This is a genomic window from Pseudomonas sp. UBA1879, from assembly GCF_002338065.1.
Taxonomy (GTDB): Bacteria; Pseudomonadota; Gammaproteobacteria; order Pseudomonadales; family Pseudomonadaceae; genus Aquipseudomonas.
Genome location: NZ_DDHJ01000007.1, coordinates 50,798 through 59,309, shown reverse-complemented (window position 1 = coordinate 59,309; position 8,512 = coordinate 50,798). Strand labels below are relative to the sequence as shown.

Below are 8,512 nucleotides of genomic sequence, written 5' to 3'. Positions count from 1 at the left end.
GAGCAAGCTCCCTTCATCCGCTCGACTTGCATGTGTTAGGCCTGCCGCCAGCGTTCAATCTGAGCCATGATCAAACTCTTCAGTTCAATACTGCAATCGGGTTTTGAGAAAACCCTATAAACTTGGCTCAGCAATCGTTGGTTAAACCATGATTTCTCGTGGAGTATCCTGCGATGCTGATAATCAGTTGACTTCAGTCTTACAGCGCAAGCACCCACACGAATTGCTTGATTCAGTTGTTAAAGAGCGGTTGGCTGAGTCTTTCGTCTCAACCGAGGCGCGCATTCTACAGCAGCGTCTCAATCTGTCAAGCGGTTATTTTCAGAAGTTTTCAAAGTTTCCTCATCAACTTCAACCACTTGCGCTTGCTTCGACTTGGCGTCTCAGGTCAGCGGGAGGCGAATTCTACAGCGTTACAATCTGCTGTCAACCACCTTTTTCACCGCTGCCGATTCAACCTGCAAACCGAAGCCTTCCGCACTGTCTACTTCGTCCAACTCATTGATTATCAAGGAGTTTTCCGTTTCGTCTGCGCCGGAAGTGGGGCGAATTATAGAGACATTCGGAGGGGCGTCAAGCACTTATTTAAACTTTTGTTGCTGCCGCCGGCTTTCTATAGACCCGCCGAGGGATTCGCCTCGCAATTACCGGGACACGAAGCAATAACAACAACACCCCCACCCCCGCATAGATCGCCCACTCTTTGAGATCGGCGCGCACGATCCACAACATATGCAACAGCCCAAGCCCGAGAATCAGGTACGCCAAGCGGTGTAGCTTTTTCCATCGCGCGCCCAACCGACGCTGACTGTAGCGATTAGACGTAACCGCCAGAGTGAGAAGCCCAAGAAAAGCCAAGCTGCCTACGATGATGTAGGGCCGCTTGACCAGCTCGACGCCCAACTGCGCCCAATCGAAACCGAGGATAAAAAAGCCGTACCCGAGCATGTGCAACGAGGCATAAGTGAAGCACCACAGCCCCAACTGGCGACGAACATGCACCCACCCTGCCCAACCGGTAATGCGCTGAAGCGGCGTCATTGCGAGCGTAATCAGTAGCAGCACCAGCGTGCCCAGCCCAAAAAGATCCACCAGTGCTTTTCCTGGATCCGGACCCAGATCGAGTGCCCACGCCCGGTTTAGCCAGATAGCTGGCGGAATACAGATCGCCACGAAGACGGCTACTCGCCAAAGCAGATAACGCATCAATAGTCCTTCCGCAAATCCATGCCTGTATAAAGAGAAGCTACTTGCTCGCCGTAACCATTGAACATCTCGGTGGGCCGGATATTCGGGCTGAACAAGCCGCTAGGGAGTCGCCGTTCGCGGGCTTGAGTCCAGCGTGGATGGTCGACGGTAGGGTTTACGTTTGCATAGAAACCGTACTCGTTAGCCGAGATGCTTTGCCAGGTTGTTTTTGGCTGCTCGCTGACCAGACTGATTCGGACAATAGACTTCACGCTTTTGAATCCGTACTTCCACGGCACCACCAAGCGCAGGGGCGCACCGTTCTGATTGGGCAACTCACGCCCATACATCCCTACGGCCAGTATCGCCAGTGGATTCATTGCCTCATCCAGTCGCAGTCCTTCCACGTACGGCCAGTCGATCAATGCAAAACCGGATCGCTGGCCGGGCATGGTCTTGGGATCCTGTAACGTTTCGAAGCGGATGTACTTCGCTTTCGCCGTGGGCTCTACCTGCTTGAGCAACGCAGCAATGGGAAAGCCCATCCAGGGAATCACCATCGACCACGCCTCGACACAGCGCAGACGATAAATACGCTCTTCCAACTGGTAAGGCTTCATGAAGTCTTCGAGCGCGTATCGACCTGGCTTGGCTACCTCGCCGTCAATCACGACTGTCCAAGGCTCGGTTTTCAATGAGCCAGCGTTTTGCGCCGGATCGCCTTTGTCGGTGCCAAATTCATAGAAATTGTTGTAATGCGTAGCGTCCTTGAACGGCGTGATCGCTTCGTTCTGAACGGTCACCGCCTGCCATTTCGTCGATGTGAGCTTATCGCTGAACCAGCCTGGCGGTTTTCCAGCTTCGACGTCAGGGTATCGGGAAGGGTCAGCGGCCTGTGCCCAAGAAGGCAATGCACTGAACGCAAACCCCGCCAATGAGGCGCCCAGCACAGCACGGCGCGAAAGGTAAATTGATTCAGGCGTGACGTCCGATTCTTTACAGGCGGATGCGAAAGGGATCTTGATTAACATGGCGACTCCGCGGCCCAGGTGAATGACTCAACCTTATAGGCTGCGGAGTGCGGTGTGAAATGAATCTATTGCGCTATTTATGACGACGCAGGCGGAGCAGGTACTGAACAGGGCCCGACGCGGCATACGCAAGGAAAATCAGCAGCAAGATGCGCGGAGGATCGCTAAATACCACCGCGAACACCAACACGACTGCCAGGATCGCCACGAAAGGCACGCGCCCTTTGAGATCGAGTTCCTTGAAGCTGTTGTACTTGATGTTGCTGACCATCAGCATCCCGGCGGCCGCCACCAGAAGCGCAACCAGAAACGAAAGTTTGGAACCCTGAATGCCGTAATCGCTGAAGGCCCACACGGTACCGGCCACCACCCCTGCTGCAGCCGGGCTCGCCAGACCAATGAAGTAGCGCTTGTCAGCCTTGCCCACCTGGGTGTTGAAACGTGCGAGACGCAATGCGGCGCCTGCCACATAAATGAAGGCGACCATCCAGCCGACTTTCCCCATATCACCCAGCGCCCAACCGAACGCCAACAATGCGGGGGCCACGCCAAACGCGACCATGTCCGACAAGGAATCGTATTCCGCACCGAATGCGCTTTGTGTGTTGGTCATGCGCGCGACACGACCATCCAGGCCGTCGAGCACCATCGCCACAAAGATGGCGATAGCGGAAAACGCGAAATACTTGCTCGCCCCGGCAGCATCCCCGGCGCTCAAAGCGCTTTGCGCACTCATGGCGCTGATGATCGCGTAAAAACCCGCAAACAGGTTGGCAGTGGTGAATAGGTTAGGAAGCAGATAAATGCCACGATGCCGGACCTTGCGTCCTTCGGCATCGTGCCCTTCTTCTATATGCTCATCGATCGGTAGCAGGCTTTCGGCGTCAGAGGCCTGGTTCGGCTCTTCGGGACGTTCGCTCATGGACATTACCTTGCAGCTATGAATTTTCGACAGTTGCTCGCGGCGACATCGCGCCGACAAACGATGCAGCTTTATACCAGATGAGTCTCCATAACGAAAAAACGCGACCCGAAGGTCGCGTTTCTCGTAAACCGGAACTCGATTACAAAATCTTAGTTCTTGGTTTGGTCGACGATTTTGTTCTTGGCGATCCAAGGCATCATCGAGCGCAGTTGCTCACCGATGATTTCGATGCCGTGTGCCTTGTTGTTACGGCGCTTGGCGGTCATCGATGGGTAGTTGGCAGCGCCTTCGGCGATAAACATCTTCGCGTATTCGCCATCCTGGATGCGCTTCAGCGCGTTGCGCATGGCCTGACGGGACTCGGCGTTGATCACTTCAGGGCCGGTCACGTACTCGCCGTACTCGGCGTTGTTGGAGATCGAGTAGTTCATGTTGGCGATACCGCCTTCGTACATGAGGTCAACGATCAGCTTCAATTCGTGCAAGCACTCGAAGTAAGCCATTTCTGGCGCGTAGCCGGCTTCAACCAGCGTTTCGAAACCGGCTTTGACCAGTTCAACGGTACCGCCGCACAGAACGGCTTGTTCGCCGAACAGGTCAGTTTCGGTTTCGTCTTTGAAGGTGGTTTCGATGATGCCGGTGCGGCCACCGCCCACGCCCGAAGCGTAGGACAGCGCGACGTTCTTGGCATTGCCGGAAGCGTCCTGATAGATAGCGATCAGGTCAGGGATGCCGCCGCCTTTGACGAATTCGGTACGTACGGTGTGACCTGGCGCTTTTGGCGCGATCATGATCACGTCCAGGTCAGCACGCGGCACGACTTGGTTGTAGTGAATCGCGAAGCCGTGAGAGAAGGCCAGGGTGGCGCCTTTCTTGATGTTCGGTTCGATTTCGTTCTTGTACAGCTGGGACTGGAACTCGTCCGGGGTCAGGATCATGACCAGGTCAGCAGCGGCAACGGCGGAAGCGACGTCAGTCACTTTAAGGCCGTGTGCTTCTGCCTTGGCGACAGTCGCCGAACCTTTACGCAGACCGACAGTGACGTCAACGCCGGAGTCTTTCAGGTTGCACGCTTGAGCGTGGCCCTGGGAGCCGTAACCGATGATGGCGACTTTCTTGCCCTGGATGATGGAAAGGTCGCAGTCTTTGTCGTAATAAACTTTCATGAAATTCCCCTGTTATCTTGGCTGTTCAGGCCATTCGCTAAATATGTGTAAATCAGATGCTCAGCACTTTGTCGCCGCGGGCAATGCCCGTGACGCCGCTGCGTACGGTTTCGAGGATGGCAGTGGTGCCAATGGCCTGAATAAAGCTGTCCAGTTTGTCGCTAGTCCCTGTCAACTGCACGGTGTAGACACTGCTGGAAACATCGACGATCTGGCCACGGAAAATGTCCGTGGTCCGCTTGATCTCGGCACGCTGCGCGCCAGTGGCCTTGACCTTGATCAGCATCAGTTCACGCTCGATGTGAGCGCTCTCTGACAGATCGACCAACTTGACCACCTCGACCAGCTTGTTGAGGTTTTTGGTGATCTGCTCGATCACCTCATCATGCCCCACCGTGGTCAGCGTCAGACGCGACAGGGTCGGGTCTTCGGTTGGCGCCACGGTCAGGCTTTCGATGTTGTAGTTGCGCTGCGAAAAAAGGCCGACGACGCGAGACAAAGCACCCGGTTCGTTTTCCAGCAATAGCGAAATGATGTGCCGCATATTAGGTACGCTCCGTCTTGCTCAGCCACATGTCGCGCATCGAGCCGTCTCTGATTTGCATCGGATAGACGTGCTCGGCGACATCGACCTGGATGTCGAGGAACACCAGACGATCTTTCATGGCGAACGCTTCTTCCATCTTCGGCTTCAAGTCTTTCAGATCGGTGATCTTCATGCCGACATGACCATAAGCCTCGACCAGCTTCACGAAGTCAGGCAGCGACTCCATGTAGGAGTGCGAGTGACGACCGCTGTAGCTCATGTCCTGCCACTGCCGAACCATACCGAGCACGCCGTTGTTGAGCAGGATGATCTTGACCGGCAGGTTGTACTGCAGGCAGGTCGACAGCTCCTGGATGTTCATCTGGATACTGCCCTCCCCTGTGACGCACGCCACGTCGGCATCCGGGAAGCTCAAGGCAACGCCCATGGCGGCTGGAAGGCCAAAGCCCATGGTGCCCAGACCGCCCGAGTTGATCCAGCGATTAGGCTTGTTGAAGCGGTAGTACTGCGCTGCGAACATCTGGTGCTGGCCCACGTCGGAGGACACGTAGGCATCGCCTTTGGTGACTTCGCACAGGGTTTCGATCACGGTCTGCGGTTTGATCAGGCTGCCATCGCCGCGGTTGTACGGGAACAGGTCCCCGCCAGCGCGCCACTCATCAATCTGCTTCCACCAGGTCGCGACGGATTCCTTGTTGGGGGTCTCGCCGATTTCCTTGAGGGTCGCGACCATTTCGGTCAGCACGCTTTCCACGGGGCCCACGATCGGCACATCGGCTTTGATGGTCTTGGAGATCGACGCCGGATCGATATCGACGTGAATGATCTTGGCACCCGGGCAGAAACGCGAAGCGCCGTTGATAACACGGTCATCGAAGCGCGCGCCGACGGCCAGGATCACATCGGAATGGTGCATCGCCAGGTTAGCGGTATAGCTGCCGTGCATCCCCAGCATACCGACGAACTGACGATCAGTACCCGGGTATGCGCCCAGCCCCATCAACGTGTTGGTCACGGGCGCGTTCAGCAGTTGTGCCAATTCAGTCAGGGCGGCAGAACCGTTACCCATGATCACACCGCCACCGGCATAGATGATCGGACGCTTGCCGGCCAACAGCATTTCAACGGCCTTGCGGATCTGGCCCGAATGCCCGCGAACGGCCGGGCTGTACGACCGCAGCTTGGCTTTTTTCGGGAAAACGTATTCGAACTTCTCAGCCGGGTTGGTCATGTCTTTCGGGATATCGACCACGACTGGCCCCGGACGACCGGACTGCGCCAGGTAGAAAGCTTTTTTCAGCACTTCCGGGATTTCGGACGGATGCTTGATCATGAAGCTGTGCTTCACGATGGGCCGGGAGATACCGATCATGTCGGTTTCCTGGAATGCATCAGTGCCGACCATGGTGCTCGGGACCTGCCCCGACAGGACGACCATCGGGATAGAGTCCATGTAGGCCGTTGCGATGCCGGTGATGGCGTTGGTAGCACCCGGACCGGACGTCACCAGTACCACGCCTGCTTTACCGGTGGCTCGTGCATAACCGTCGGCCATGTGGGTGGCCGCCTGCTCATGACGAACGAGGATATGGCTCACCGCCGGTTCTTTGAACAGCGCGTCGTAAATATGCAGGAGGGCACCGCCGGGGTACCCATAGATATGCTCAACGCCTTCGTCACGCAAAAAGCGGACGACCATTTCAGCGCCAGATAAAAGCTCCACGTTGTTCACCTCTAAAACGCCAGAATACCGTCCACACAGGAGAAGACGGGTCTTAATAGGTTTACTGCCAGCAGAGCATGAGCGACGGTGGTCGCCGACTACGTCAGCACTGACTGAGCAAGTATTGGGAGCTCCCCTAAGTGTTTCGGGGTCATCCCACCCAGCGCGAGGTAACGCGTTGCGGGTGTTACAGGTCGGCGCGGGTGTGCGCCTCATGATCTACCGAGACGGTCTGCTTCTGGCAGTCCCTCTACAGCGAACTTTGGATTGTTGTGATTCGCCCCGCTCAAGTCAAGTCATCGATGCGCTTTCTTCACCCATAGCCGCTGAAAAAGCACCGAATGAGGTCGTTATAACGCGCTTGTGGTAGGTTTCACTCGTAAAGCAAACGAAGTCTTAAGGAAGCAGTATGCGCTGGATTATTCTTGCCGCCACGCTGGCGCTGGCAGTCGGTTCGGCGGCAGCTCAGGCCGCCCAGATCTATAAATGGGTCGATGCCCAAGGTGTAACGCACTTTGACGCGCAGCCCCCGGTCGGGCAGTCATCGCAGGAGCTCGACACGCCAAAGGCCGTGCCCCCACCGCCCACGGCGCCCGCCCGAACTGATGCTTCGCAAGAGCAGCAGGCTGTGGACGCGAAGGTCAGGAAACAGGTCGCGGCTCAGGAAGCCAAGCGAAAGGAGTACTGCGAGACCCAACGCACCAACCTTGCGCTGTTGCAGAACAACCCGCGCGTGCGTCAGGAAGTGAATGGGGAATTCAGGCGGTTCACAGAGGAGGAGCGTCAGGCACGTATCGTGGAAATCAAAAAATCCATCGACGACACGTGCAACTGAGTCTCAGACCGCCTCGGTGATCAGTCGATCGAATTGCGCCAGCAGCGTTTGCAGGTGTTTAGTCTCCTGAGCGCGACTGGCGTACACCATCTGCGCCATTTCCAGAATGCCCGAAGCGTTCGGCAGTGCCAGATCCTGCTCCAGAATGACTTTCATCCGGGGCAGGAAAATCCATTGCAGCCACTGATCGAAATCCAGCGTATCAACACAGAAAGGCTCGCGGCTGGATAACGCCTCGTCGCTGGGCGGCAGCTGGCTCCACCATCCCAACACGCGCAATTCGCGTTCGATCAGTAACAGCTGATCGGCGATTTCAGGGAAGCGTTTATCCATTGGCCTTCTGCCGGGCCAGCGCAGCACCCGCCGCATCGCCTTGCTTCTCGCGGGCCTGAGCGATCAACCCCCACAAACTCGCTTGCAGGCTCGCACGACCATTCGCGTAGGTCAGACCGCGACGGGCCAGTTGCTCGGCTTGAGGCGCGTCACCTTGGGCCAGACGGACCTGAGCCAGTTTGTACAGCACTTGCGGTTCACGCGGCGCAACACGCTGGGCTCGCTCAAGACTCGAAGACGCGCCATTCAGATCGCCGCTGGTCTGCTGTTGCTGAGCCGTGGTCAGAAGGGCGAGTACCGGGCCGTCCAACTGTTCATCAGCCGACAGGCCACCGCTGGACGCCGACGGAATGCCTGTCGGGGCCGACGAAGGCATGTTGTAGGTGTTGCTGGTCGGGGCGGGTGGCGTATAGGCGTTATTCACCGGTGCGGTGTTGATCGGCGCTTGACTGGCCGCAGATGTGTCGATCGGTGCCGAGTTGATCGGTGCCGACGTTGGCGGGACGAAGGTTGAAATCGGCGCAGCGCTGGCATTGGCCCCGCCCGGCACCATTACCGTCACGCCGGAGTCTTCTTCAATCGTCTGTGCTTGCGCCGGCGCCTGTACCGGAGCGCGGGCGGCCGCGTTGCGATTGGCCGAGACGCGCTCGCCATTGGACACGCGCGAGCCGGCGTCCACCACCGGAATGTTGCCGCGCGTCTGAGTCGCACACCCATTGAGCAAAGCCAGAGCCGTTAACGCCGGAATCCACCACTTGTTCACT

9 protein-coding genes and 1 rRNA gene are annotated in these 8,512 nt (G+C 57.1%); 1 reads left to right on the top strand and 9 read right to left on the bottom strand.

All coding sequences use genetic code 11. The features are described from left to right. The 7 genes from B3N48_RS08865 to B3N48_RS08835 form a co-directional block, all read right to left on the bottom strand. A 16S ribosomal RNA gene (locus B3N48_RS08865) occupies window positions 1–86 on the bottom strand; the annotation flags it as partial. 499 nt (window positions 87–585) lie between these two features. After that, window positions 586–1,206 (bottom strand): protein-methionine-sulfoxide reductase heme-binding subunit MsrQ, encoded by a 621-nt coding sequence (msrQ, locus tag B3N48_RS08860; protein WP_296182201.1) that lies wholly within the window; start codon window positions 1,204–1,206, stop codon window positions 586–588. Next, the gene (gene msrP / locus B3N48_RS08855) at window positions 1,206–2,219 is read right to left on the bottom strand and encodes a protein-methionine-sulfoxide reductase catalytic subunit MsrP (protein ID WP_296182197.1); all 1,014 of its coding nucleotides are present in this window, start codon (window positions 2,217–2,219) and stop codon (window positions 1,206–1,208) included. The genes msrQ and msrP overlap by 1 nt, the downstream gene beginning before the upstream one ends. A gap of 73 nt (window positions 2,220–2,292) precedes the next feature. Then, entirely contained in the window at window positions 2,293–3,141 is an 849-nt protein-coding gene (gene pssA, locus B3N48_RS08850) for a CDP-diacylglycerol--serine O-phosphatidyltransferase (protein WP_296182194.1), read from the bottom strand. Window positions 3,142–3,293: 152 nt separating this feature from the next. Further along, complete coding sequence (gene ilvC / locus B3N48_RS08845; protein WP_296182190.1) at window positions 3,294–4,310, bottom strand: ketol-acid reductoisomerase; 1,017 nt, start codon at window positions 4,308–4,310, stop codon at window positions 3,294–3,296. Between the two features lie 52 nt (window positions 4,311–4,362). Next, the gene (gene ilvN, locus B3N48_RS08840; protein ID WP_093469284.1) at window positions 4,363–4,854 is read right to left on the bottom strand and encodes an acetolactate synthase small subunit; all 492 of its coding nucleotides are present in this window, start codon (window positions 4,852–4,854) and stop codon (window positions 4,363–4,365) included. Window position 4,855: 1 nt separating this feature from the next. After that, entirely contained in the window at window positions 4,856–6,580 is a 1,725-nt protein-coding gene (locus B3N48_RS08835) for an acetolactate synthase 3 large subunit (protein ID WP_296182184.1), read from the bottom strand. Between the two features lie 409 nt (window positions 6,581–6,989). On the opposite strand from B3N48_RS08835, the gene B3N48_RS08830 reads away from it, so the two are divergent. Further along, window positions 6,990–7,415 carry a DUF4124 domain-containing protein gene (locus tag B3N48_RS08830; protein ID WP_296182181.1) on the top strand — a complete coding sequence of 142 codons (426 nt, stop codon included), beginning with the start codon at window positions 6,990–6,992 and terminating at the stop codon, window positions 7,413–7,415. A 3-nt stretch (window positions 7,416–7,418) separates the two neighbouring features. On the opposite strand, the gene B3N48_RS08825 is transcribed toward B3N48_RS08830, so the two are convergent. Both B3N48_RS08825 and B3N48_RS08820 read right to left on the bottom strand, forming a co-directional pair. After that, window positions 7,419–7,748 carry a YqcC family protein gene (locus tag B3N48_RS08825; protein WP_296182178.1) on the bottom strand — a complete coding sequence of 110 codons (330 nt, stop codon included), beginning with the start codon at window positions 7,746–7,748 and terminating at the stop codon, window positions 7,419–7,421. Next, the gene (locus B3N48_RS08820; RefSeq protein WP_296182173.1) at window positions 7,741–8,511 is read right to left on the bottom strand and encodes a tetratricopeptide repeat protein; all 771 of its coding nucleotides are present in this window, start codon (window positions 8,509–8,511) and stop codon (window positions 7,741–7,743) included. The genes B3N48_RS08825 and B3N48_RS08820 overlap by 8 nt, the downstream gene beginning before the upstream one ends. Window position 8,512: the final 1 nt, after the last annotated feature.

Coding starts and splice junctions, on each gene's coding strand:
- msrQ (WP_296182201.1), bottom strand. CDS start 1,206: ATGCGTTATCTGCTTTGGCGAGTAGCCGTCTTCGTGGCGATCTGTATT.
- B3N48_RS08830 (WP_296182181.1), top strand. CDS start 6,990: ATGCGCTGGATTATTCTTGCCGCCACGCTGGCGCTGGCAGTCGGTTCG.
- msrP (WP_296182197.1), bottom strand. CDS start 2,219: ATGTTAATCAAGATCCCTTTCGCATCCGCCTGTAAAGAATCGGACGTC.
- ilvN (WP_093469284.1), bottom strand. CDS start 4,854: ATGCGGCACATCATTTCGCTATTGCTGGAAAACGAACCGGGTGCTTTG.
- pssA (WP_296182194.1), bottom strand. CDS start 3,141: ATGAGCGAACGTCCCGAAGAGCCGAACCAGGCCTCTGACGCCGAAAGC.
- ilvC (WP_296182190.1), bottom strand. CDS start 4,310: ATGAAAGTTTATTACGACAAAGACTGCGACCTTTCCATCATCCAGGGC.
- B3N48_RS08825 (WP_296182178.1), bottom strand. CDS start 7,748: ATGGATAAACGCTTCCCTGAAATCGCCGATCAGCTGTTACTGATCGAA.